At 64.8% G+C, this 21,947-nt stretch carries 23 protein-coding genes; 8 read left to right on the top strand and 15 right to left on the bottom strand.

Going from position 1 to position 21,947, the window contains the following annotated elements:
• The first annotated feature begins 124 nt into the window (after positions 1-124).
• On the top strand, positions 125-1,144 hold the full coding sequence (locus PQR40_RS15325; protein WP_408338125.1) for a histidine kinase: 1,020 nt from the start codon (positions 125-127) through the stop codon (positions 1,142-1,144).
• Here the strand turns inward: PQR40_RS15325 and PQR40_RS15320 are convergent.
• The 12 genes from PQR40_RS15320 to PQR40_RS15265 all read right to left on the bottom strand — a co-directional run bounded on the left by PQR40_RS15320 (position 1,114) and on the right by PQR40_RS15265 (position 12,617).
• Positions 1,114-1,776 carry a response regulator gene (locus tag PQR40_RS15320; protein WP_408230652.1) on the bottom strand — a complete coding sequence of 221 codons (663 nt, stop codon included), beginning with the start codon at positions 1,774-1,776 and terminating at the stop codon, positions 1,114-1,116. The genes PQR40_RS15325 and PQR40_RS15320 overlap by 31 nt on opposite strands.
• 4 nt (positions 1,777-1,780) lie before the next feature.
• Positions 1,781-2,989, bottom strand: coding sequence for a pyrroloquinoline quinone biosynthesis protein PqqE (gene pqqE / locus PQR40_RS15315; RefSeq protein WP_408509305.1), 1,209 nt, complete (start codon positions 2,987-2,989; stop codon positions 1,781-1,783).
• A gap of 4 nt (positions 2,990-2,993) precedes the next feature.
• Positions 2,994-3,284: a pyrroloquinoline quinone biosynthesis peptide chaperone PqqD gene (gene pqqD, locus PQR40_RS15310; protein ID WP_408389361.1), complete on the bottom strand. Its 291-nt coding sequence runs from the start codon at positions 3,282-3,284 to the stop codon at positions 2,994-2,996.
• The gene (pqqC, locus tag PQR40_RS15305; protein ID WP_408230661.1) at positions 3,281-4,033 is read right to left on the bottom strand and encodes a pyrroloquinoline-quinone synthase PqqC; all 753 of its coding nucleotides are present in this window, start codon (positions 4,031-4,033) and stop codon (positions 3,281-3,283) included. The genes pqqD and pqqC overlap by 4 nt, the downstream gene beginning before the upstream one ends.
• A 71-nt stretch (positions 4,034-4,104) precedes the next feature.
• Positions 4,105-5,025 carry a pyrroloquinoline quinone biosynthesis protein PqqB gene (gene pqqB, locus PQR40_RS15300; RefSeq protein ID WP_408230664.1) on the bottom strand — a complete coding sequence of 307 codons (921 nt, stop codon included), beginning with the start codon at positions 5,023-5,025 and terminating at the stop codon, positions 4,105-4,107.
• The gene (locus PQR40_RS15295) at positions 5,022-6,032 is read right to left on the bottom strand and encodes an alpha/beta fold hydrolase (RefSeq protein ID WP_408509362.1); all 1,011 of its coding nucleotides are present in this window, start codon (positions 6,030-6,032) and stop codon (positions 5,022-5,024) included. The genes pqqB and PQR40_RS15295 overlap by 4 nt, the downstream gene beginning before the upstream one ends.
• Positions 6,032-6,598 (bottom strand): cytochrome b, encoded by a 567-nt coding sequence (locus PQR40_RS15290; RefSeq protein ID WP_408230667.1) that lies wholly within the window; start codon positions 6,596-6,598, stop codon positions 6,032-6,034. The genes PQR40_RS15295 and PQR40_RS15290 overlap by 1 nt, the downstream gene beginning before the upstream one ends.
• A gap of 78 nt (positions 6,599-6,676) precedes the next feature.
• The gene (locus PQR40_RS15285) at positions 6,677-7,522 is read right to left on the bottom strand and encodes a formylmethanofuran dehydrogenase subunit C (RefSeq protein ID WP_408338133.1); all 846 of its coding nucleotides are present in this window, start codon (positions 7,520-7,522) and stop codon (positions 6,677-6,679) included.
• The gene (gene fhcD / locus PQR40_RS15280; protein WP_408230673.1) at positions 7,519-8,478 is read right to left on the bottom strand and encodes a formylmethanofuran--tetrahydromethanopterin N-formyltransferase; all 960 of its coding nucleotides are present in this window, start codon (positions 8,476-8,478) and stop codon (positions 7,519-7,521) included. The genes PQR40_RS15285 and fhcD overlap by 4 nt, the downstream gene beginning before the upstream one ends.
• A gap of 21 nt (positions 8,479-8,499) precedes the next feature.
• The gene (locus PQR40_RS15275) at positions 8,500-10,200 is read right to left on the bottom strand and encodes a formylmethanofuran dehydrogenase subunit A (protein WP_408230676.1); all 1,701 of its coding nucleotides are present in this window, start codon (positions 10,198-10,200) and stop codon (positions 8,500-8,502) included.
• Complete coding sequence (locus PQR40_RS15270) at positions 10,197-11,573, bottom strand: molybdopterin-binding domain-containing protein (RefSeq protein WP_408230679.1); 1,377 nt, start codon at positions 11,571-11,573, stop codon at positions 10,197-10,199. The genes PQR40_RS15275 and PQR40_RS15270 overlap by 4 nt, the downstream gene beginning before the upstream one ends.
• Positions 11,574-11,864: 291 nt before the next feature.
• A complete protein-coding gene (locus PQR40_RS15265) occupies positions 11,865-12,617 on the bottom strand; it encodes a HisA/HisF-related TIM barrel protein (RefSeq protein WP_408230682.1) in 753 nt (250 codons plus the stop codon).
• A 14-nt stretch (positions 12,618-12,631) separates the two neighbouring features.
• On the opposite strand from PQR40_RS15265, the gene PQR40_RS15260 reads away from it, so the two are divergent.
• The 3 genes from PQR40_RS15260 to PQR40_RS15250 all read left to right on the top strand — a co-directional run bounded on the left by PQR40_RS15260 (position 12,632) and on the right by PQR40_RS15250 (position 15,580).
• Positions 12,632-13,699 carry an ATP-grasp domain-containing protein gene (locus PQR40_RS15260; protein ID WP_408230685.1) on the top strand — a complete coding sequence of 356 codons (1,068 nt, stop codon included), beginning with the start codon at positions 12,632-12,634 and terminating at the stop codon, positions 13,697-13,699.
• Positions 13,696-14,829: a hydantoinase/oxoprolinase family protein gene (locus PQR40_RS15255; RefSeq protein WP_408230687.1), complete on the top strand. Its 1,134-nt coding sequence runs from the start codon at positions 13,696-13,698 to the stop codon at positions 14,827-14,829. The genes PQR40_RS15260 and PQR40_RS15255 overlap by 4 nt, the downstream gene beginning before the upstream one ends.
• 160 nt (positions 14,830-14,989) lie before the next feature.
• Positions 14,990-15,580 (top strand): amino acid kinase family protein, encoded by a 591-nt coding sequence (locus PQR40_RS15250; RefSeq protein ID WP_408230690.1) that lies wholly within the window; start codon positions 14,990-14,992, stop codon positions 15,578-15,580.
• A 39-nt stretch (positions 15,581-15,619) separates the two neighbouring features.
• Here PQR40_RS15250 and PQR40_RS15245 read toward each other — a convergent pair whose 3' ends face one another.
• From PQR40_RS15245 to pqqA, 3 genes are all read right to left on the bottom strand, one after another.
• The gene (locus tag PQR40_RS15245; RefSeq protein ID WP_408509304.1) at positions 15,620-16,363 is read right to left on the bottom strand and encodes a (5-formylfuran-3-yl)methyl phosphate synthase; all 744 of its coding nucleotides are present in this window, start codon (positions 16,361-16,363) and stop codon (positions 15,620-15,622) included.
• Positions 16,364-16,390: 27 nt separating this feature from the next.
• The gene (locus PQR40_RS15240; RefSeq protein ID WP_408509303.1) at positions 16,391-16,990 is read right to left on the bottom strand and encodes a DUF447 domain-containing protein; all 600 of its coding nucleotides are present in this window, start codon (positions 16,988-16,990) and stop codon (positions 16,391-16,393) included.
• A 100-nt stretch (positions 16,991-17,090) separates the two neighbouring features.
• Entirely contained in the window at positions 17,091-17,165 is a 75-nt protein-coding gene (pqqA, locus tag PQR40_RS15235; RefSeq protein WP_013342881.1) for a pyrroloquinoline quinone precursor peptide PqqA, read from the bottom strand.
• A gap of 472 nt (positions 17,166-17,637) precedes the next feature.
• Between pqqA and PQR40_RS15230 the strand changes: the two genes are divergently transcribed.
• The 4 genes from PQR40_RS15230 to PQR40_RS15215 all read left to right on the top strand — a co-directional run bounded on the left by PQR40_RS15230 (position 17,638) and on the right by PQR40_RS15215 (position 21,923).
• Entirely contained in the window at positions 17,638-19,137 is a 1,500-nt protein-coding gene (locus PQR40_RS15230; RefSeq protein WP_408230696.1) for a form I ribulose bisphosphate carboxylase large subunit, read from the top strand.
• A 123-nt stretch (positions 19,138-19,260) separates the two neighbouring features.
• On the top strand, positions 19,261-19,689 hold the full coding sequence (locus PQR40_RS15225) for a ribulose bisphosphate carboxylase small subunit (protein ID WP_408338141.1): 429 nt from the start codon (positions 19,261-19,263) through the stop codon (positions 19,687-19,689).
• A gap of 54 nt (positions 19,690-19,743) precedes the next feature.
• Positions 19,744-20,781 (top strand): CbbX protein, encoded by a 1,038-nt coding sequence (cbbX, locus tag PQR40_RS15220; protein WP_408509302.1) that lies wholly within the window; start codon positions 19,744-19,746, stop codon positions 20,779-20,781.
• A gap of 26 nt (positions 20,782-20,807) precedes the next feature.
• Positions 20,808-21,923 carry a class 1 fructose-bisphosphatase gene (locus tag PQR40_RS15215; RefSeq protein ID WP_408509301.1) on the top strand — a complete coding sequence of 372 codons (1,116 nt, stop codon included), beginning with the start codon at positions 20,808-20,810 and terminating at the stop codon, positions 21,921-21,923.
• Positions 21,924-21,947: the final 24 nt, after the last annotated feature.

The raw sequence follows: 21,947 nt of genomic DNA, 5'->3' as shown, positions 1-21,947 counted from the left end.
TGCAAAGCTTCGCATATGCCGTCGCGCGAAACCCGGGAGCTTTTCCCGATATCGTGGGGAAGCGTTCCCAAACGCGCTGCAATAAACCGCTGTGTGCGATCGGCTTGAGTAGAATGCAAACGTGATGGCAAGCGACCCCTCGAACCCTTCTTCAGCGCGCCGCGTTCCGCCGCATTCGACGGTGCGGCGCGACCTTGCGTGGGTGCTCGCGTTGACGGTGCTTGCTGCCGTGCTAGGCGCGACATTCGATTTCAGCGAGCACGCCTATCGCTGGACGCGGGGCCTCGAGCGCTTCCAGCTCGACGAATTGCCCGGTACGCTGTGCGTGCTCTCCATCGGCCTCGCCTGGTTTGCATGGCGCCGCTATCGCGAGACGCGCCGCGAGCTGAGCCGCCGCTGCGTGCTGGAGGAGCAGGCCGAACGGCTGCTTGCCGACAACCGGCGTCTCGACAATCAGGCGCTGCAGGTGCAGGAACTCGAGCGCCGCCATCTGGCGCGCGAACTGCACGATGAACTGGGCCAGTACCTGAACGCGATCTCGCTCGACGCCGCGCGCATCCGCGATTTGTCCAGCGGACGCGAGCCGGAGATTCATCGCATATCGCTCGGCCTCATCCAGAGTGCGAGTCACGTCTATCGGCAGATCGGTGGCATGATCCGGCGCCTGCGGCCCATCGGCCTCGACGAGTTCGGTTTGCCGAGCGCGCTCGAGCATTGCGTCGACGGCTGGCGCGAGCGGCTGCCGGATGCGTCGTTCTCGCTGACGATCGAAGGGGATTTCGCCGGTCTGAGCGATGCGCTGACCATCACGCTTTACCGGCTCGTGCAGGAAGGGCTGACCAATGTCTCGAAGTTCGCCCGCACCTCACGCGTGGAAGTGTTCATGGTGCGCGCGCCGCGCGAGGCGCAAGAGCGACAAGACCGGCAGGACGGCAAGCTCATCGACGAAATTGTCGTCACCATGGCCGACGACGGCCCCGGCGCCGATCTCGAGAAGCCGCGAGGCGGACTTGGCCTGATCGGCATGCGCGAGCGCGTCGAGGCGCTCGGTGGCGAGTTTCACGTGGCGAGCAAGCCCGAAGGCGGTTTCCTGTTCTGCGCACGCGTGCCCACTCACGCAGGGCTTGCCGAACCCGTGAACTGAAGCCCAAGGCGGTTCGCCATCTGCGCGAGCTGCACGCCGTTGTCGGCGCCGAATTTCTGCCGGATCACGGACTGATGATTGGCCACGGTCTTCTGGCTGAGTCCCAGTTTCTCGGCGATGCTCGGCAGCGTATAACCCTGCACAAGCAGACGTAGCACTTCGAACTCACGCGCCGACAACTGCCGTCCGGGCGGACCTTCGCTGAACGCGTTGCGCAGCGCGAGCGCGTGAGAGATATCCGGGCTCAGATAACCCGCACGCCGGGCGATGGTGCGGACAGCTTCCACCAGCACGTCGGGCGCGCTGGCCTTGGTCACGTAGCCGAGGGCGCCGGCGTCGAGCGCGCGGCGCACGAAAATCGCATCCTCATGCACGCTGAAGATCAGCACGCGCGCGTCCGGCTCACGCGCGAGCATGCGCCGCATCGCTTCGATGCCGCTCGCGCCGGGTAACGAGACGTCCATCACCACTACGTCCGGCCGTAGCGCGCAAAAACGCTGGTAAGCCTGCGCGGCGTCGGCGGCCTCGCCACACACATGCACGTCGGAATTCAGTTCGAGCAGGCGCCGGTAACCCTCGCGCACTACCGCGTGATCGTCGACGAGCAAGACGGAAATGTCTCCCGTTATCATGTGGTCAGCCTCCTGTGCCGTCGCCCGTCTTGCCGATCGTCGCAGTGGACCCAAGCTTGCGCGAGTTGGCGTCGTTGCGAAACAGGATCGGCTGCTCGCGCGGTTCAATCGCGGCGGCCGCGCGCCGTGCCACTTTCACCACGTTCACCACGGTGTCATGCGACGGCGACTTGTCGCAGACCGGGTCGGCATTAGCCGCGTCTCCTGTGAGCAGATAGGCCTGGCAGCGGCAGCCGCCGAGGTCGCGTTCCTTCTCGTCGCAACTGCGGCAGGGCTCTTTCATCCAGGCGAGGCCGCGAAAGCGGTTGAACGCGTCGCTCTCGTACCAGATCTCGCTCAGCGGTGTTTCTTTCACGTTCGGCAGCACGAGTCCGGGCAGACTGCGTGCGGCGTGGCAGGGCAGCGCCGCGCCGTCCGGGGCGACGCCGAGAAACACCGCGCCCCAGCCGTTCATGCAGCGCTTCGGGCGTCGTTCGAAATAGTCCGGCACGACGAAGAAGATCTTGCAGCGTTCACCATGCGCGCGGCGGTAACGCTCGACCACCGCTTCGGCTTCGTCGAGCTGTTCGCGTGTGGGCATCAACTGCGCTTCGTTCTGATGCGCCCAGCCGTAGTACTGCGTGTTCGCGAGCTCCAGATATTCGGCGCCCATCGCGAGCGCCATGTCGATTATTTTGTCGACGTGCGGCAGGTTGTAGCGATGCAACACGCAATTGAGCACCATCGGAAAGCCGTGCCGTTTGATCGATGCGGCAACGCGCTGCTTCAGGTCGAAGGTACGGGTGCTACTCAGGAAGTCGTTCAGCTCCTGGGTCGAATCCTGGAACGACAACTGGATATGGTCGAGGCCGGCCGCCTTCAGTTCGCCGAGGCGCTGTTCGGTGAGTCCGACACCGGAGGTGATCAGATTCGTGTAAAAGCCGAGCTTGCGAGCCTCGCCGACCAGCACTTCGAGATCGTCGCGCACCAGTGGCTCGCCACCTGAAAACCCCAGTTGCGCGGCGCCGAGTGAACGGGCCTCACGCAACACGTCGATCCACTGTTCCGTGCTGAGTTCGCGGTTGTGCTCCGTATAGTCGACCGGGTTATAGCAGAACGCGCAGTGCAGCGGACAGCGATAAGTCAGTTCCGCGAGCAGCCAGAGCGGCGGCGCCACGCCGGTTGGTGTCGCGTGAGTCTGTGCACCGGCGGCAGGTTGTGAAAGGTCCGTCATGGCGCTATTCCAGCCAGCCGCGCAATTGCGCGTCGGCAACGAACGCACGCACTTCGGCACCGAGCCCGGTCGTGTTGAACGCCTGTTCCAGGTCGGCGATCAGGGTGTGCATATCGCGCGTGCCGTCGCAACGTTTGAGGATTTCCGCCGCGCTCTGATTGAGCTTCACCATGCCTTCGGGGTAGAGCAGCACGTGAGCGCTCTGAGCGGGCTCCCATTGCAGACGAAACAGCTTGCTGATCGTCGGACGATCGGCGGTTGGCATGGCGCCGCCGGCGCGTGGCAGGTCGTTCATTGCGGGAAGGCCTTTTCGATCGAATCCAGCATGGTCCACAGGATGTCGAGCTTGAATTGCAGGATCTCGAGCGCGCGTTCCTGCTGTTCGCGCCGTGTGAAATGATCGAGCGTGACTTCGAGTCCGTGCTGCACGTCGCGCTGCGCAAGCGAAATGCGCGAGCGGAAATACGCCAGACCTGAAGACTCGATCCACGGATAGTGTTCCGGCCAACTCGCGAGCCGGTCGCGGTGAACCTGCGGCGCGAACATTTCGGTGAGCGACGAGCAGACCGATTCCTGCCACGGCGCGCGGCGCGCAAAATTCACATAGGCGTCGACGGCGAAGCGCACGCCTGGCGTCACCTGCTTCAGCGACCACAGGTCGTCACGCGACAGGCCGACCGCGTCGCCAAGGCGCGCCCATGTTTCGATGCCGCCTTCCTCGTCGCCATAACCGTCGTGGTCGAGAATACGCAGCACCCAGCGGCGGCGCGTCTCGCGATCCGGACAATTCGACAGTACGGCCGCATCCTTCAGAGGAATATTGATCTGGTAGTAGAAGCGGTTGGCGACCCAGCCGCGAATCTGTTCGCGCGAACAGCAGCCGCTATTCATCTTCACATTGAACGGATGATGGATGTGGTACGAGGTGCCCTTCGCGCGCAACTGTGCTTCGAATTCTTCGCGGGTCCAGGCGGGCTCGTCGCCATGTCCGTTCGTCTCTGCATCCCGCAGTGGCGTGGTGCCTAAGGTGTCCTTCGCGTTCATGCCGTCTCCGTTTTTGCTTCATGGCCATGCTTTTAATCTGGCGCTTCATCGCCTCGCTTCACGACCTGACTTCATATTTCAAACGTCATTCCGTCGTACGCCACTTCGATGCCGTGTTCGCTCAGAATGCGTCGCTCGGCGCCGTCCTCGACGAGAATCGGATTGGTGTTGTTGATGTGAATGAGGACCTTGCGGACATTGTGTGCCTCAAGCGAGTCCAGCACTTCGATCATGCCGCCCGCGCCGGACTGCTGCAGATGACCCATATCCGCCGCGGTTTTCTTCGAGAGACCCAGGCGGATCATTTCATCGCCAGTCCATAGCGTGCCGTCGACGAGCAACAGATCCGCCTCGCGCATCGCCGCGAGCACGTGCGCTTCGACGGCGCCGAGCCCAGGCGCGTAGAACACTCGCTTGCCGGTCTGCTGGTTCGTGATGACGAGTCCGATGTTGTCGCCGCGCTTGGGTGCATGGCGATGTGGCGAGTAGGGCGGCGCCTTGCTCGACAGTGGCAGCGCGTCGATCTGCACGCCGTTCAGCGCGTCTACGGCTAGCGGTGCGCCGTCTAACGCGATGCGGTGATGCTCGACGCCGCAATAGTGCGAGAGGATCGACGCGACCGGAAAACCGCTGCACAGGTCCTGCCATACCGCATCGGTCGTGTAGAGCGGCAGCGGCGTGTCGCGTTCGCGCAGCATCAGCAAGCCGGTGACGTGATCGATCTGCGCGTCGATGACAAGTACCGCGGCAATGCCGCTATCGCGCGCGCGGCGGGCCGGCTGCAGTTCCGGGTGGGCGGCGATCTGCGTGAGCAGATCGGGTGACGCATTGACGAGCAGCCAGTCCTCGCCGTTCGCGCTCACTGCGATCGACGATTGCGTTCGGCGCGTCGCTTTTAATGTGCCGCGCCGAACGCCGTCGCAATTGCGGCAATTGCAGTTCCATTGCGGGAAGCCACCGCCCGCCGATGAGCCGAGTACCTTGATCTTCATGCGGCGTGGCGCAGGATGCGCCCCTCGTGAGCGGGTGGGAGGAACATCATCGCGAGTGCGTGGGCTACGCGCTCGTGCAGAGCAGGGTTGCTTGCCAGGTGGCCGGCACGCACGTATTCGACGCGTGCCGCGGGAACGGCATGCGCGAGGCGCCGCAGATTGCCGGGCGGACAAACTGGATCGCGCAAGCCATGCACAGCCACAAGCGGTACGCCGGCTTCAGCAGCGCGGCGCGCGAGCGAGAGCAGGCGGGTTTCTCCGAGCCAGCAGCGATGCACAAGGTAATGGGCCTGAATGCGGTACTTGCCGATCAGCTTGCGCGTGTCTTGACGCGAACTCCTTACGGGCGAGAGTGAGCGGCGGGGGGAGGCGCTGGTGAGCACTGCATTCTCATAGCCACGCCATGCGAGCGCGAGTGTGTGTTGTCGCGCTTCGTTTGCGCCGCCGCTCCGTTGCAGCTGAGCATGGCAGCGGGTCAGCAACGCCGCAGGCCGGTCGCAACCAGCAGCGGCCCGCAGTTGCTCCCATGCACGCGGTGTGTGCTTGCGCGCAGTCACAAACAACCCGCGAACCTCGCGCATGGAAGTGAGAAACAGTCCGCGCATCACCACGCCCGTAACAGACTGCGGATGCTGCCCGGCATACGCGAGCGCGAGCGCCGCGCCCCACGAGCCGCCGAGCACGCCCCAGCGTTCGAAGTCGAGCCGCACACGAATCGCTTCGATGTCTTCGATCAGCCGATCCGTGCGGTTACGGCGCACGCTGCCGTGCGGCGTCGAGGCGCCGGTGCCGCGCTGATCGATCAGCACGACCCTGAAGCGAGTCAGATCGAACAGCCGTAGCGCGACAGGCTGGCTACCGCTGCCTGGGCCACCGTGCAACACCACCACCGGCACGCCGTCAGCCGCGCCGGCCACCGTGAACGACACACGATGTCCGTCGCGCGTAAGCAGCGCGTCGACCGTCAGCGGCGCTTGCAGCGAATCCAGCTGTGAACCGCGCCGCATCATGGCAGCATCCTCGCGAGCAGATTGTCGCGATCGATCAACTGATGCTTGAGCGCGCCCGCCACGTGCAGCGCGATCAGTGCGATCAGCGCATAGCCGACGGCCTGATGAAGGCCGAAGAAGAGTTCGCGCAAGCCCGCGTCGTCCCAGCCCCACTTCGGCAGCAGGATGCCCCAGAAGCGCGTCCCATAGCGATTGAACGACGAACCGAGATAGCCGCACAGCGGCATCGCGACCATTGCTGCGTATAAAAGGCCCTGCGTAGTGCGCGCGGCGGCGCGTTGCCACGGTCGCATCGGCGGCAAGGGCGGCCGGTGGAGGGCCACACGCGCCATGATGCGGAGAAGCACCAGCAGGAAAACCGTCAGTCCGACCGATTTGTGAAGGTTGAGCAGCGTCGCTTTGAAAGGCAAACCCTTCGGCAGTCCGACCATATAAAGTCCGAGCGCGAGCAGGCCGATGATGCCGAGTGCAATCAGCCAATGCAGCGCGATCATTGAGCCGGCATAGCGCGGCGCGGATGCGTCGGCGCCCGGCTGTGCGGGGGGAGAATGCGCCATCGTCATGCCTGTCTCCTTCGTTATTCGGTGTTTCTGTCGAACACTGTCTGACTGCCTGTTTTGCGGGCAGCGTGGCTTCGGCGTTTAGCTCACGACCAGTATTTCGCCGCGTCCGTCGACCGCGAGGTCGCCCGTAAAGCGTATCGGCAAACTCGCTGCGTGCCACTGGGAAAAGGGCGCAATTTCGTCAGCGAGACTGCGCACGAGGAGCGTCCAGAACACGTCGAAACCGCGACCGCCTTCGGTGAACGTCGGCGGCAAACGCGCAGGTCGCTGCGTGAGCAGGAGCGTGCCGCGTCTCATACCGTATGCATAATGCGCGCCCAGTTGACCGGCGACGCCGATGGTGCCCGCCACAAGCCGTGACGCTGCAAATTCGCCCGCATTGCCGCCGACGAGCACAACGCCGCGGCGCATGCGATCGGCGAGCCGTGCGCCCGCATTACCATGAATCGTCAGCGTGCCGCCCGTCATGCCTTCCATGTCGCCGACGAGCGCGCCGGCGGCGAAGTCGCCGCTATGACCGGTCACCGTTAACCGGCCGCCGCGCATTTCGCAGGCGGTGAAGTGGCCCGCATTGCCGTCGATACGCAACGCGCCGCCCGCCATCTGGAACCCGCTGTAGTCGCCGGTCGAACCGTGCGCGACAAGGTGGCCGTCCGTCATCCGTGCGCCGACGCGGTCGAGCCATGGTTCGGCGTTCTCGATCACCAGGGTGGCATCGGCGTGAGGTGCTTGAGATGCAGCGGGGGCCGCGCTGCGCGACACCCCGAACACATCGCCGACGACACACCTGTCATTGCCCGCGGGCAGGACGATGCGCTCGATTTCAGCCACGGTCATGGTCGCGAGCGGCACCGGCAGCAAGGCGGAAGCATCGACACGGAAACCCGGGGGCGTTTTCACACGCAGCGTTATGCGAAGACTCATGCGTGGCTCCCGTCGAGACCGGCTGCGAGGCTGTGCAGATGGAAGTGGTAAGGCCCCAGCTTGCCGCCGTAGTTGCCCGCCGAAATCCGCAGCAGGCCTGCCGCACGTCCGAGCCCGGCGGCCGCGGCGATACCCGCGGTCATCGCCGCGCTGACGTCCGTGTCGGTGAGCCCGTCGATCACGATTTCGAGCACGCAGCCGACTTCCGCGCTCAGTTCGCTGCGCGCCGAGAGGCCCGTGAGGGTTGGACAGAACGCATCGTTGGTGGATGCGCTTGCCCCTTTGTATTTCGAACCGACCTTCGATCCCGAGCGCACGACGCCGCCCGGAAACGGCATGATCACGTTCGGCAGCTTGCGCATCGCCGCGACCGCGGCCTCGGAGGCGGCGAGCGCGGCGTCGATATCGCGCGCCAGCAGGATCAGGTTGCCGCCGCCCACGGCTTTGACGGTAAGCGCCGTCTCTTCGCAGACGAACTCGCCGTCCATCACCGGCACGCGCCAGTAACGCGTGTCGCCGAGCATCTTCGAGATCTGCCAGCCGTCGCCGAAAAAGCGCAATCCGCTGCCGAGCGAGGCTCGATCGGAAAGCGGTGCACGGCTCGTCTCAGGATCGATGCCGCCATACACGGCGGTCGTCGGACACGTGAGCACGCACTGCCCGACGCGCCGTTCGATCTGCCTGGCCAACTCCTTCGACGACACCGCGAACAGCAACACCGCGACGCCAGGCCGGCCATCCGGCGTTTCCTCAGCCGCCAGCGTTCGTTCGACGCCGGCCTCGCAGCCGCAGCCGATCACCGAAGTCGAGAAACCCATCAGCGAGTTGGCGGCGTTCATCGCCCACGCCGGCGTATGAGCGGTGATGACGAGCCGGGTCGCCTTCATCGGAAACGCTTCCGCGAAGGTGGCATCGATCGTGGTGCCGTTGATCTGCAGGGTCGCCGGGTCGCTCATTGTGTGCGGTTCGCCTTTTGATCAGCCGTTAGCGAAACATTCGACGGGCAGCAGCCTGCCGCCGCGACAGCAATTGCAAATCTCGTCGTCGCTGATGGCGGCATGCGCGAAGTTGCTCGCGAGGTTGGCGTCGCTGTAGGTGCGCAGCGTCTTCTCGATGCCGCGGTCAAATTCGGGCGAGACGAAATGGATGCCGCCCGTGGGCGTGGCGACGAGCGTGCCGTCGCGCGCGACCAGTTCGCCGTCCTTGAACACGTAGGCGGGTGAGGTGAACATCCGCTCGCGGTCCGGGTCGTCGCGATAGACGGCGATGTCCGCCGCAGCGCCTATGCCCAGATGGCCGCGGTCGCGCAGTCCGAGCAGACGTGCCGGTCCGGCTCGCGTGATGATGGCGATCTCGTACAGCGAGAACTCGCGTTGCAGCTGCGGCAACGTGCTTGCCACTTGCGCGTCGGCATTGAGCTTCGCGAGTTGCTCGTCGCGAAACGACTTGTCCATCAGCAGACGGATCAGATGCGGATAGCTCGTAAACGGGCCGCCATTCGGATGATCGGTCGTCATCGCGACGCACCACGGGTCGCCGACCAGCAGGAAGATCTCGAGGCCGATGATCCACTGCAACGCATTCACGTAGCTCTGCTCGCGATAGCGGAACGGCACCACGCCGCAGCCCGCGTCGCATTCGATATCGCCGACCACCCACTTGTGGGGCCGCGCGAGCGGTGTGTTGCGGAACTGCATCATCGTGTCACCCGAGGCCGTGACGGTCTGTCCGAAGATGATCTGGCCGACGTCGATCGACACGTTCGGCCGCGCGTTCACCGCCTCCGCGATCTGGCGCGCGCCCGACGAAAATTTTTGCGGGCCCTCGGTGCCATAACTATGAAACTGGATATGCGTGAGATGGATCGGCAGGCCGTCGGCGGCATCCATGGTGGCGATCGTCGAATCGATATTGCCGGGCACGCCGAGATTGCTCGCGTGAACGTGCAACGGATGCGGCACATGCAGCTCGGTCAACGCGCGCGACAGTGTGTGCAACACTTCGCGCGGTGTGATGCCGTAGTGCACGTGCGGCTCATCCACGTTCAGCGAGCGCTGGTTGAACTTGAAGGCGGAGATGCCACCCGGATTGACGACCTTCACGCCGAGCGCCTTGCTCGCGTGAATCGTCCAGCCGATGTAGTCGCGCAGACGCTCGAAGTCGTCGCGTGCGGCGAGCATCTGCAGGAACAGTTCGTCGTTGCCGAGCATCACGTACGCGCCGTGATCGATGATCGGCGTGTCGCCCATTTCGAGGTGCGTGTGGCGCGCGTTGGACGGCATCATCGCCGGTTCGAATGCGGCCGTGTAGCCCATTTCGGCGTAGCGGTACCCGGTCGCGAGCGTGCCAGGGGTACAGACGCCGCACGAAGGCAGCCTCAGATAGCGGCCGTTCGCGTCCTGCACCGATTCGTAGGCGGCGTCTCGCACGGGATCCTCACGATGATCCTCGGGAAGCAGCAGGCGCGACAGATTGGTCTTGCCACCGCCGATATGCGAATGCATGTCGATGCCGCCTGCCATCACGATCATGCCGGTGGCGTCGTATTCGCGGTCGGCTGGCATTGTGGCAGGCACGTCGACGATGCGGCCGTCGCGGATCGTCAGATCGCGGCGCTCGCCGTCGACGCCGTTGGCCGGATCGAAGACGGTGCCGCCCTTTAGCCGGATGAGACTCATGGCTGCACCTGCGCGGCGGGTTGAGCATGAAGGTGCGCAGCCAGGTGTGCCGCGATCGTTGCCACCGAGGGGAGCGCGGCGCCGCGTGCGGCGGCGAGCGGCATCACGACCGAACCGTCGACGCGAAACAGATGGCCGCCGCTATCGATGCCAGGCGTTGCTACGGGAATGAAGACGGTGGCACCACCGCGTGCTTTCGCGGCTTTCGCTAAAGCGGGATGGCCGAGCACGATCGCAGGCACATTCTGATCGAGCGCTTGAGGCCAGGCCGGCGGCGCGAAGCTGGCGACCCACAGCAAGGCATCGATCTCACCGTCGGCGAGCAGTCTGGCGGTGCGATAGCGATACGGATCGTGATCGAGCGGCGCCGTGCCGGCGATTCGTGTGGGCGCAGAGATACGAGTGCGAAGCGGCAGACCCGAGAGCCAGGTCACGGTCTGGTTGACCGTCAATGCGCCGTCGCCGCCGCCGAGCGCGAGACAGCCCGCGCGTACGGTGCGATTGGCTGCTTTGACGATCCGGTTCAAGGCTTCGATTAGCAGCGCTGCATGCGGGTCGGGCAGCGCTGCAGGTTCGTAGACAAGCACGGTGTAGTGCGCGGCGGCGATGCGCGCTTGCAGCGTAGCAAGGGCTTCTGCCGCACCTGTCCCGTTGTCTTGCAACGCACTCGGCCGACGTCCTTCGCAAAGCGCGGACCAGAGCGCGAGCGTGTCAAAAGGATCGGTGTCCGGAAGAATCGCTTCGCCCCGCGCATTCGTAAGGCCGCTCGCAGCCGGATCGGCCGTGCAGCCGACGAACACCAGCTCACGTTTGAGTTCCGTGCCTTCCAGCGCACGCGTGAAGAAGCGCGGATAACGCTGCGACGGCTGGCAGCCGAAAAACACCAGCAGATCGGCGCGCGAGCGTAGTTCGGAAAGGGTAGTGAAGAACGATCCGCGATCCTGCAACGCGAGCGTGGCGGCGCTCATCGCGTCGCCGTGCAAATGATCGAGGATGGCGCCGCAGCCGGCGGCCAGCGTGTACAGCGCACGGGCGCCGGCAACGTCGGTGGTCAGCGCGCCGAACAACGGGCGGCGTGCCGACGACAGTATCTGCGCCGCACGCGTCAGCGCGGTGTCGAGATCCGAGTCGTGTCCGTCGACGCTGTTGCGGCACTGCGCATCCGAGCCGCCGTAGCACGCGAGCGCCTGCGCGAGCCGCGCGCATTCGGTATTCGGCACAGCGAGCGTGGCGTCGTCGTGCGATTCGACGACGAGGTCGTCGCAGAGCAGTGGGCAGAACGGGCAGGTCCAGTCGCGCGTAATCGACGAGGCGGGCACGTTGGCCGCAGCCGACGGGCTCGTGGACGATGGATCGATGGGCGAGAGGTGCATGGACGCACTTTTAGCAAGCTCCATGCCGATGTGAGCCCTGGCGCAGTGGCGCGGGTACGCGACGAATCGCGCGCCGCTTATGTGGCCTTGCGCTTAAAAGGATCGATACGGTTGCGATATCTGTGGTGCCCTGCGTCGACTGTGTCGAATCGGCGGCGCGCCGGCCGCCCTGCGCCGCACAGGTTGTGTGCCGATCTGGAGCAGAGTGTCACGCGCGGCCACCACATTAGCTTGCCGTTCGTTTACAGCTACACCTTGTCCGACGATTGGCATGGAATTTGTATAGCACGCCTATGTGGACTCGACGAATGGCGTGCCGATCTGGCGATCATGCAGCGCGGATGCCACGAGCCATGCTGAAGCGCCGGTGCGCGCCGCCGCCGCCATGTCGTCGCGATGGCGAATGCCGCCCGCGCCGATCACGGCAGTTTGCGCGGGGGCACTGGCACGGATGCGTTCGAACGTGGCGAGGTCGGGGCCGTCGTAGCTGCCTACCTGATCGAGCGTCATTGCGATCACCCGTCGAGGCCACCATGCGGACGTGTGCTCGAGGGCGGCAGCGGTGAGCAGTTGGCCGGCGCGGTGATCGAGCGAAAGGATCGGCGAGAGTCCGGCGGTTTCGGCGGCGCGCAGCGCGTCGATGTCGTGCAGCGACTCGGTGCCGAACACCGGCACGAGGGTCGCGAGATCGTGTGGAGCAGGTTGGCTATGGTTGTTGCGTTTGCCGATCTCGTCGATAAGTTTGAACAGTGAATGCATCGACGCGTAGTCGGCATATCCAGCGTCGAGCCAGATGTCGGTGCCGGGCAGGGCGGCACGCAATGCAGCAAGCGTCTCGACATGAGCGCCTTGCTGAAGGATCGCGCCGAGGTCGGCGATATAGAGCGTGCGTGCGCCGCTTGCGGCAAGTAGCGCACGGGCGATGTGAAGCGGCTCGCTGGTGGCGGCGAGCGACGAGCGGATGGGCAGATAGGCCGTCCGTTCGCCGCGCACCGCGCGTACCACGTAACCGTCGAGCAGATCGAGAACCGGTATCACCTGCATAGGGGCGCGTTCCTTTGACCAAGATCTTTGTCTACGAGTATCTCACCGGCGGCGGCATCGACCCGGCGCATGTCGGCGCGGCGAGTCTCGCCGACCTGAGTGCGCTGATCGTCGAAGGCCGGGTGATGCGTGACGCGCTAGTGAGCGACCTGCGCGAACTCGACGAGGTGGACGTGAGCTTTGCCAGTTCGCGCTTCGAAACCGTCGACCCGGCGCTCGCTCATTGTAGAGCCGCACAAGGGGAGTCGATGACGGCCTTTGTCGCGCGGGTGGCGCGTGAGCACGATTACGCGTGGATCGTCGCGCCGGAATGCGACGGCTTGCTGCTGCATCTGTACGACGCGGTGGGCGCGGCGCGTTGGCTCGGCTGCGCGAAAGAAGCGATCCGCGTGGCGTCGAGCAAGAGCGCGACCGCGGCGTGCCTCGCGGCGCATGGCATCGCCACGACGCCCGCTGTCGAACCCGGATGGGCCGACGGGCAGCCAGGCGACCGCTGGGTCGCCAGCCGCTGGGTCGTGAAACCGGACGACGGCGCGGGCGGTCTCGATACCTTCGTGTTCGATAACTTCGCCGAAGCCTGCGCCGAATACGACGCACGTGCGGCCGCCGCGCGCAATCCGGTGCTGCAGGCATGGATCGACGGTGAGCCGCTCAGCCTTTCGCTGATCTGCCACGGCGAGCGCATCGAACTCATCAGCATCAACCGGCAGCAAATAAGCTTGAGCGAAGGCGAGGTGCCGGGGCAGCAACCGCACATCGTCGAATTCGATGGCGTGAGGGTCAACCAGATCGATCCGGCCGGCGACCAGGGCCGCATGCTCGGCGCGCTCGCGCAGCGCGTGGCGAATGCCATACCAGGTCTGCGCGGCTTTGTCGGCATCGACGTGGTGTGGCATCCGGTGCGCGGGCCGATTGTGATCGAGGTCAATCCGCGTCTGACGGTGGCGTACGCCGGCCTGTCCGCGGCGCTCGGCGGCAATCTCGCCCGCACCCTGCTTGCAGCCCATGGGGTGCGCATCGAGCGATCCGGCTCGGCGGCGCGCAGCTACGGCGCGCAGTCGGCCTGTGGAGCGCAGCCATGAGCGCCGCGCACGTCACTCATACAAGCCCCGCGGCAGCCGATGGCGCGGCGGTGTTCGGCTGGGACGTCGGCGGCGCGCATGTGAAGGTGTCGATGACCGATGCAGGAGGCGCCGTGCTCGATGTCGCGCAATGGGCGTGTCCGCTGTGGCAGGGCCTTGAACATCTCGAGCGAACCATCGACCTTGTCTTCGAGCGCTGGCCGGCCGCGAAGACATACGCCGCGCAGCACGCGACGACGATGACCGGCGAGATGGTCGACCTCTTCGAGGACCGCGCGCAAGGCGTGCGGGCGATCGCCGCCGCGCTGGCGCAACGGCTCGGGCCGCGCTTGCGTTTTTATGCGGGCGACGCCGGCTGGCTCACGCCGCAGGCATGCGCGGCCGGTTGGCGCAGCGTCGCCTCGGCGAACTGGCTCGCTACCGCGCGCTGGGTCGCGACGCGCATACCCGATGCGCTGCTGATCGACATCGGCAGTACCACCACCGACATCATCCCTATCGCGGGCGGCCACGTCGTCGCGCGCGCCGCGACCGACGGCGGGCGGCTCGCCACCGGCGAACTCGTGTACCAGGGGGTAGTGCGCACGCCGTTGTGCGGTATCGCGCAGCGCATCGAATTCGCCGGGGCAGCCGTCAACGTGATGAACGAATGGTTTGCGACCACGGCGGACATCTACCGGCTCACGGGTGAACTGGCGCCGCAGTACGACCTGCATCCGAGCGCCGACCAGGGACCGAAGACGGAAAGCGCAAGCCGAACGCGGCTCGCGCGGATGATCGGCCGGGATGCTCATGAAAAGAGTTCCGCCGAGTGGCGCGGGCTCGCGCTGCGCTGGCGCGAACTGCAGTTGCGCGAGATCGGCGTCAATCTGGCGCGCGTGACGGCGGCCCACCCTGAGCTTGCCGCCGTGCCGCTGGTGGGTGCAGGCTGCGGACGTTTTCTCGCGGCGGCGCTAGCGCGCGAAGAGGCACGCGGCTACATCGATTTCGGCACGCTGGCGGGTGTGCCGGCGCACCAATCTGAGTGGGCCGCGACGTGCGCGCCGAGCGTGGCGGTGGCATTGCTTGCGGCAACTCGCTACGGAGAAGCCGGCGGTGACAGCCGCAGCGCGGCATCGCGGGCGGCTTGATGCGAAGGATGCGCCGGGACGCAGGTTCACGCGTAAGGCGGGAAAATGCAAGCAGGCGTGACGGAACACACAAGCGGGCATGCAAGTGGGCACGTAAACTGGCACGCAATTGAGCAAACGGGCAGGCAAACGCGGTTAATCGGAAACGAGGACAACGATCATGTGGGTGGTCAAGATCGGGGGCAGCCTGAGTCACGAGCCGACGCTGCGCCAGTGGCTTACCGAGCTATGCGAAGTGGGGGGCGGGCGCGTCGTCATCGTGCCCGGCGGGGGGGATTTCGCGGACAAAGTGCGGCAATACCAGAGCGAGTGGCGCTTCGACGATCTCACCGCGCACAACATGTGTCTGCTCGCCATGACGCAATACGCGATCCTTATGCAAGGGGTATTGCCCGAACTCGTGCTCGCCTCGAGCGAGGCGAAGATCCGCCGCGCGCTGCGCGACGGCCATGTCGCCGTGTGGATGCCGACCGCGTTGATGCGCGACACGCCGGACGCGATGAGCAACTGGGACACCACTTCCGACAGCCTCGCTGCGTGGCTCTCGACCATGCTCAACGCCGAGCGGCTGATCGTGGTGAAGTCGTGCCCTATCTCCGAAGACGAACGGCTCGAGACGCTGGCCGCAGCGGGTGTGGTCGACCGGCGTTTCGTCGACTATGTGAACGAAGCCAATTACGTGGTCGAGCTGTTCAACAAGGACAATGTCGCGTTGATGCGCGACCGGCTGCTGAACATGCCGGTGATCTAGCGTTTCGCCGGCATGCGAGGGAGAAGGTTTTAGAGAGGATTAAAAGCGCGCCGCGCCCGAGGGTCTCGCGTCTGCCGCGGTGACCGCGCCACTCCTATCGTCTCCAGGACGGTGCAGCGCGGCAGCCCATTGCGCGACGCGTTGCGGATCGAGTCGCGAGCGCCGTCCGTCGACGCATAACGCCGTGCGAAAACCCGCCAAATCCGGCGCGAGCGCGCGAATCTGCTCGAACTGCGCCCAGCCGAGCGAGCCGGCAATGCCGGTCATGGCGCCACGCGCGCGTGTGAGCAGCAACCATTGCGCGAGCGTATCGCTATCCACATGATCGAACAGCGTGCTGCCGTCCTTGCCGGCGGTGTCGAACATTACGCCCACAAAACCGAGTGTCGCCGCATAGGCGACCAGTTCGCCGTCTATGCCGCCGTCGCATAGCAGCACCGGCACGACCGCAGCCGGCAGATTGGCCAGTTGTTCGAGGCAGCGCCGGGCAGCCGGTCCGGGCGTTACGCCCACTTTCACATAATCGATACCCGCGTCGCTGACTTCGATGACACGTGTAGCGATCTCGTCGAGCGCATCCACTGGCACGTCGCCGATCGTCGCACTGATTGGCTTGACCGGGTAGCGGGCGCGAAGCTGGCGGGTGATATGCGTGATGTCGCCGATCGACAAACCGCCGAGCGCGCCTGCGTTCGGCTCCTTCAGGTCAATCAGTTCGGCACCGGCCTGGGCGGCGTCGAATGCCTCTTCGTCCGAGCGGACGCTCGCGAGCAATGCGGTCATCGATGTTCTCCGAAAAGACGGGAAAAACTAGTGGGATACGAGTTCGGCGGCCGAACCGCCGGAAGATTCGAGGCTCTCGCGGTGCCGCGCGATCGCGGCGGTGAGCCACCCCCAGGCGGTGCGTTCGGCATCGCCCGCGGTTTTGTCGATGGCGATCTGCAGGTAGGCCATTTCGCGGTCCACCTTGTCGGCCGGCAGCATGAAGAGCCGGCTCACGAGAATCGCGCCTTCCACCACCGCTGCCTGGGCGCGGTTGAAACCGGCGAACGGCGCATGGTTTTCGCGGTGCACGCATTTCATGCGCAGCACCGGGCGCTCCTTGTCGTCGCGCAATTCGTCGAGTTCGAGTTCGGCGTGCGCAAGCGACTCGGCGAGCCTGACGCTTGCCACACGGCTGGCGGCGAGCGTCGGCCAATCGGCCGCGCAATGCGTGACGCAGCCGGCGAAGATACGGACGTCCGTGGTGAAATTCAGCACCGCCGCACGCGACGCGACGATATTGTCGAGTGTCACGGACGGACGAAAAGGCGAGAGGATGACGAACTCGCCCTCGTAACGTGCCCCCATCGGCGCGATATGAGGACGGCCATCGCACGCTGCCGTGGTGACGATCGTTTCGTGGATCATGGATGGGAACGCGTGTCCTGGCAGCGCCGAAAGGCCGGCCGTCTAGCTGGTGATTAACACACAATCCGCAGAAGGGCCGCGTCTCGCGGCCCGTGCGGGCTTAACGCGTAGCGATATACATCGTGATTTCAAAACCAAAACGCATATCGGTGTAACTCGGAGTCGTCCATTGCATATGTGCTTCCTCCATGTGTTGATACAGCATTGCGCCGTCGGCCCGGCGTGATGCCAGACTTCGTTGGCGTCTTTCACCACGCAAGCTCCATGCCGGGTTTTGGATGACGAGGCATGGGCAGCGTATCGGTGCGTCTGCAATGCAGCGTACCGAATTGCTCCGACCTGGCGGCCGCGCGAGCGGCTCGATGCGGTCACGCCGCGTACTGTTCCGGGAATGCAGCAAAGTGTTCCATCACGGGCGGGAGGTCTCTGTCCTTCTGTCACGCGGTGCTTGCAATTCCCATGCAGGCCATTCTCCGCCGATCGATCGCGCACGTGCTGAAAATTCGCTTCGCGATCTGTGATCGATAACGGATCGGTTAAGTCTGCCAAATAAAATCGTGAATTCCCAATGGCTACGTCCTTGCCTACAGTGCAAACAAGCGCTTCGTTCTTCCGACAGCGCGCTTGCTCAATTTCGAGGATATGTCATGAACGATTTCAGTCAACCGGTGATCGAGTCCATACACAAGCCGCGCAATGCGGGCAATCCTCGCGAGCGGTATGCCGCGGGCGTCATGAAGTATCGCGAGATGGGCTACTGGCAGCCGGATTACACACCGAAAGACACCGACATCATCGCGCTCTTTCGCATCACGCCGCAGCCCGGCGTCGATCCGGAGGAGGCGGCGGCGGCCGTGGCCGGCGAATCGTCGACGGCAACCTGGACCGTGGTGTGGACCGACCGGCTGACCGCGTGCGACATGTACCGCGCGAAGGCCTACCGCGTCGAGCCGGTGCCGGCCTCGAGCGCCGATGAACCGCAGTACTTCGCGTACATCGCCTATGAACTCGATCTGTTCGAAGAGGGGTCGGTCGCCAATCTGACTGCGTCGATCATCGGCAACGTGTTCGGCTTCAAACCGCTCAAGGCGCTGCGTCTCGAGGACATGCGCATACCTGTTGCTTATCTGAAGACCTTCCAGGGGCCGCCGACGGGAATCGTCGTCGAGCGCGAGCGGCTCGACAAGTACGGACGGCCGCTGCTTGGCGCAACCGTCAAGCCGAAGCTCGGTTTGTCGGGCAAGAACTATGGCCGCGTCGTATACGAAGGATTGCGCGGCGGCCTGGATTTTCTGAAGGACGACGAGAACATCAACTCGCAGGCTTTCATGCACTGGCGCGACCGTTTTCTGTTTTCAATGGAAGCGGTGAATCGCGCGCAAGCGGAAACGGGTGAACTCAAAGGCCACTATCTGAACGTGACGGCCGGCACGATGGAAGACATGTATGAGCGCGCCGAATTCGCGAAGGAACTGGGTTCATGCATCGTGATGATCGATCTCGTGATCGGCTGGACCGCGATTCAGTCGATGGCGCGCTGGGCGCGCAGGAACGACATGATTCTGCATCTGCATCGCGCGGGACACAGCACCTATACGCGGCAGCGCAATCACGGCATTTCGTTTCGCGTGATCGCGAAGTGGCTGCGCATGGCGGGCGTCGATCACGCGCATGCGGGCACCGCGGTCGGCAAGCTCGAAGGCGATCCACTGTCGGTGCAGGGCTATTACAACGTGTGCCGCGAGGCGCACAACGAGGTCGACCTGTCACGCGGGATTTTCTTCGACCAGCCGTGGGCCGGTTTGCGCAAGGTGATGCCGGTGGCCTCGGGCGGCATTCATGCGGGACAGATGCATCAACTGCTCGATCTGTTCGGCGACGACGCGATCCTGCAGTTCGGCGGCGGTACGATCGGTCATCCGGCCGGTATTCAGGCGGGCGCGGTGGCCAATCGCGTCGCGCTCGAAGCGATGGTGAAGGCGCGCAACGAGGGCCGCGACATTATTCACGAAGGGCCGGACATTCTCGAAGCCGCGGCGCGCTGGTGCACGCCGCTCAAACAGGCGCTCGATACGTGGCGGGATGTGACCTTCAACTACGCGTCGACCGATACGCCGGATTTCGCAGCCACGCCGACGGCGGCCTGAGCGGCGGGAATCCAAAGCGGGCATTTAAAGATTCTCAAGGCAGGTCCGACAGCAGTGCAGCCGCACTGCGCGGGAGACTGTTGGCACCGTTTCCTACCGCTGCATTCATCAACGAGGTACGTCATGCGTATTACACAGGGCACGTTTTCCTTCTTGCCGGAACTGACCGACGAGGAGATCAGCTTGCAGATCGACTACGCGCTGCGGCAGGGCTGGGCCTGTTCGGTCGAATTCACCGACGACCCGCATCCGCGCAACACCTACTGGGAAATGTGGGGCCTGCCGATGTTCGATCTGCACGATGCGGCCGGCGTGCTGCAGGAAGTGAAGGCGTGCCGCGCGGCGCGGCCGCAGCACTACATCAAGATCAACGCATTCGACTCGGTGCGCAGCTTCGAGACGATGCGCCTGTCGTTCATCGTCAACCGTCCGGACGAGGAACCGGGCTTCCGCCTCACGCGCCAGGACGGGCAGGGACGGGTGCAGCAGTACGGGCTGTCGAGCTACGCGGGCGACCGGCCGTCAGGTGAGCGATACGAACCGGCGCGCTAGAGGATGGCCCGCGATGCGAGGCTCGATGAACCGCCACAAGCAGAGGGAGGGGTCATGACCGAAGCTGCCGCCATAGACGCCGTAAACGCCAACGCGCCGTCGTCCGTCGCACGGGACGCTGCCGCTGTGCGGGACAGCCGCGCGCAAGCCCCGCATGTCGATCTCGCCGCGCTCTATCGCGACTCAGGCATCGGCGACGTGCTTGCCGAACTCGATCGCGATCTGGTCGGGCTCGCCCCGGTGAAGACCCGCATTCGCGAGGTCGCGGCGCATCTGCTCGTCGAGCGCGCGCGCGACTCGCTCGGTCTGGCGGGCGGCGCGCCGACTCTTCATATGTGTTTCTCCGGCAATCCCGGCACCGGCAAGACCACGGTCGCGCTGCGTATGGCCGAAGTGCTGCACCGGCTCGGCTACATTCGCCGCAATCATCTGGTTTCGGTGACGCGTGACGATCTGGTCGGCCAGTACATCGGCCATACCGCGCCGAAAACGCGCGACGTGCTCAAGCGCGCAATGGGCGGCGTGCTCTTCATCGACGAAGCGTATTACCTGTATCGCCCGGAAAACGAACGCGACTACGGTCAGGAAGCGATCGAAATCCTGCTTCAGACAATGGAAAACCAGCGCGACGATCTGGTTGTAATCCTTGCCGGTTACGCGGCGCGCATGGAAGTGTTCTTCGAGAGCAATCCGGGTTTTCGTTCGCGCATCGCGCACCACATCACGTTTCCCGACTACGACGACGCGGAACTGCTCGACATCGCCGAGCGGATGCTCGCGACGATGCACTACCGCTTCGACGCCGACTCGCGGCGCGCTTTCGCGGACTATCTCGCCCGGCGCATCCGCCAGCCGAATTTCGCCAACGCCCGCTCGGTGCGCAATGCGCTCGATCGTTCACGGCTGCGCCAGGCCAATCGCCTCTTCGCCACGGCGATGCAAGGCGGCGCGCCGATCGACGCCGCCGCGCTCACCCTGATTGCCGCCGCTGACGTTCGCGCGAGCCGCGTGTTCGCCGCGCCGCTCGCGGCCAGCGAGGCGGCGCCCGCGGCCTCTCACGCAACGCGCGCCTTGCTGGCGCCGCCAGGCTGAACGAAAACAATCCTCAGGAGATCGCCATGCAAGACGGACGTACGACCCTCTCGAAGTTCCTGATCGACACGCTCGACCGCCAGCCTTGTTCGGCGGGGACGGTGCAGAACGCCGGCCTCTCGGCGCTGCTGATCGACGTGGCCGCCGCCATCAAGTCGATCTCGGCGATGCTCACCAAAGGCGCGCTTGGCGGCAACTACGGCTCCGCCCAGAGCATCAACACGCACGGCGAGGAACAGAAGAAGCTCGACGTGGCGACCAACGAGATCTTCGTACAGCAGTGCGAGTGGGACGGACTGCTCGCCGCGATGGCGTCCGAGGAAATGGAGACCGTCTACTCGATTCCGCCGGGCTACCCGCGCGGCGACTATCTGCTCGCCTTCGATCCGCTCGACGGCTCGTCGAATATCGACATCAACGGCGTGGTGGGGTCGATCTTTTCGGTGCTGCGCAATGGCAGCGGCAACCCCGGCGATCGGCAGGGACCTGTCAGCGAGTCCGCGTTCCTGCGGCCGGGCTGCGAACAGGTCGCAGCGGGCTACGCAGTCTACGGTCCGTCGACGATGCTCGTGCTCTCGGTCGGCAACGGCACGCATGGCTTCACGCTGGAACGCGACATCGGCAACTTCGTGCTCACGCATTCGAACATCCGCATTCCCGAAGACACCGTTGAGTTCGCGATCAACGCCTCGAACGAACGATTCTGGGAGCCACCGGTGCGTCGCTATGTGCAGGAGTGCAAGGATGGGCGCAGCGGTTGCCGTTCGAGCGACTTCAATATGCGCTGGATCGCCTCGATGGTCGCCGAGGTGCACCGCATCCTGATGCGCGGCGGCGTGTTCATGTACCCGCGCGACTCGAAGACGCCGGCCATGGAAGGGCGCTTGCGGCTTTTGTATGAAGCCAACCCGATGAGCTTTCTCGTCGAACAGGCGGGCGGCCTTTCGATCACCGGGCGCGAGCGCATTCTCGACGTCGTGCCGCGCGCGCTGCATGGACGCGTGCCGGTGATCCTCGGCTCGAAGAACGAGGTGGAGCGCGTTGGCCGCTATCACGGCGAATACGACCGCGGCGAGGATCGGCCCTTCACGTCACCACTCTTTAGCCGGCGCTCGCTGTTCCTGCCCGGTTTCACGGCTTAGCAGCCTGAAAACCCAGGTTCGCGA

It is taken from the genome of Paraburkholderia sediminicola (assembly GCF_046026855.1).
Taxonomy (GTDB): Bacteria; Pseudomonadota; Gammaproteobacteria; order Burkholderiales; family Burkholderiaceae; genus Paraburkholderia; species Paraburkholderia sediminicola_A.
Note: the sequence above shows the minus strand (reverse complement) of the source record. Positions and strands in the feature narration are given on the sequence as shown.

Bases quoted from the DNA above. Each gene is read 5' to 3' on its own strand.
- PQR40_RS15325 (WP_408338125.1), top strand. From the start codon at position 125: ATGGCAAGCGACCCCTCGAACCCTTCTTCAGCGCGCCGCGTTCCGCCG.
- PQR40_RS15320 (WP_408230652.1), bottom strand. From the start codon at position 1,776: ATGATAACGGGAGACATTTCCGTCTTGCTCGTCGACGATCACGCGGTA.
- pqqE (WP_408509305.1), bottom strand. From the start codon at position 2,989: ATGACGGACCTTTCACAACCTGCCGCCGGTGCACAGACTCACGCGACA.
- pqqD (WP_408389361.1), bottom strand. From the start codon at position 3,284: ATGAACGACCTGCCACGCGCCGGCGGCGCCATGCCAACCGCCGATCGT.
- pqqC (WP_408230661.1), bottom strand. From the start codon at position 4,033: ATGAACGCGAAGGACACCTTAGGCACCACGCCACTGCGGGATGCAGAG.
- pqqB (WP_408230664.1), bottom strand. From the start codon at position 5,025: ATGAAGATCAAGGTACTCGGCTCATCGGCGGGCGGTGGCTTCCCGCAA.
- PQR40_RS15295 (WP_408509362.1), bottom strand. From the start codon at position 6,032: ATGCGGCGCGGTTCACAGCTGGATTCGCTGCAAGCGCCGCTGACGGTC.
- PQR40_RS15290 (WP_408230667.1), bottom strand. From the start codon at position 6,598: ATGACGATGGCGCATTCTCCCCCCGCACAGCCGGGCGCCGACGCATCC.
- PQR40_RS15285 (WP_408338133.1), bottom strand. From the start codon at position 7,522: ATGAGTCTTCGCATAACGCTGCGTGTGAAAACGCCCCCGGGTTTCCGT.
- fhcD (WP_408230673.1), bottom strand. From the start codon at position 8,478: ATGAGCGACCCGGCGACCCTGCAGATCAACGGCACCACGATCGATGCC.
- PQR40_RS15275 (WP_408230676.1), bottom strand. From the start codon at position 10,200: ATGAGTCTCATCCGGCTAAAGGGCGGCACCGTCTTCGATCCGGCCAAC.
- PQR40_RS15270 (WP_408230679.1), bottom strand. From the start codon at position 11,573: ATGCACCTCTCGCCCATCGATCCATCGTCCACGAGCCCGTCGGCTGCG.
- PQR40_RS15265 (WP_408230682.1), bottom strand. From the start codon at position 12,617: ATGCAGGTGATACCGGTTCTCGATCTGCTCGACGGTTACGTGGTACGC.
- PQR40_RS15255 (WP_408230687.1), top strand. From the start codon at position 13,696: ATGAGCGCCGCGCACGTCACTCATACAAGCCCCGCGGCAGCCGATGGC.
- PQR40_RS15250 (WP_408230690.1), top strand. From the start codon at position 14,990: ATGTGGGTGGTCAAGATCGGGGGCAGCCTGAGTCACGAGCCGACGCTG.
- PQR40_RS15245 (WP_408509304.1), bottom strand. From the start codon at position 16,363: ATGACCGCATTGCTCGCGAGCGTCCGCTCGGACGAAGAGGCATTCGAC.
- PQR40_RS15240 (WP_408509303.1), bottom strand. From the start codon at position 16,990: ATGATCCACGAAACGATCGTCACCACGGCAGCGTGCGATGGCCGTCCT.
- PQR40_RS15230 (WP_408230696.1), top strand. From the start codon at position 17,638: ATGAACGATTTCAGTCAACCGGTGATCGAGTCCATACACAAGCCGCGC.
- PQR40_RS15225 (WP_408338141.1), top strand. From the start codon at position 19,261: ATGCGTATTACACAGGGCACGTTTTCCTTCTTGCCGGAACTGACCGAC.
- cbbX (WP_408509302.1), top strand. From the start codon at position 19,744: ATGACCGAAGCTGCCGCCATAGACGCCGTAAACGCCAACGCGCCGTCG.
- PQR40_RS15215 (WP_408509301.1), top strand. From the start codon at position 20,808: ATGCAAGACGGACGTACGACCCTCTCGAAGTTCCTGATCGACACGCTC.